Annotated in this window: 1 protein-coding gene; it reads left to right on the top strand. The window is 72.7% G+C overall.

Annotated features, from left to right (window positions below; translation table 11 throughout):
* On the top strand, positions 1–418 hold a 418-nt coding region (locus FLP08_RS17150), incomplete at both ends, for a PfkB family carbohydrate kinase (protein ID WP_238388518.1).

Here is a 418-nt window from a genome sequence, read left to right as displayed (position 1 = left end):
TGTCCCACGAACTGATGCGGCGCATGCGCGGCAAGGGCGCCAGCCTGTCCTTCGACCCCAACCTGCGGCCCTCGCTGTGGCCCAGCGAGCGCCGCATGATCGCCGAGATCAACGCCCTCGCCGCGCACGCCCACTGGGTCCTGCCGGGCCTGGAGGAAGGCCGCCTGCTCAGCGGCTGGCAGGAACCCGCGGATATCGCCGCGTTCTACCTGGACATGGGCGTCGACGCGGTGGCGATCAAGCTCGGCCCGAGCGGCGCCTACTATCGCGATGCCCACGGCGAAGGGCTGGTCCCCGGCGTGCCGGTGGCGACCGTGGTGGACACCGTGGGCGCCGGCGACGGCTTGGCGGTCGGGGTTGTCAGCGCGCTGCTGGAAGGCCTGCCGCTGCCCGACGCGGTGGCGCGCGGCAACTGGAT

The sequence above is a fragment of the Christiangramia aestuarii genome (assembly GCF_009735585.1).
Lineage (GTDB): Bacteria > Bacteroidota > Bacteroidia > Flavobacteriales > Flavobacteriaceae > Christiangramia > Christiangramia aestuarii.
This window is presented reverse-complemented; position numbering and strand designations above follow the sequence as displayed.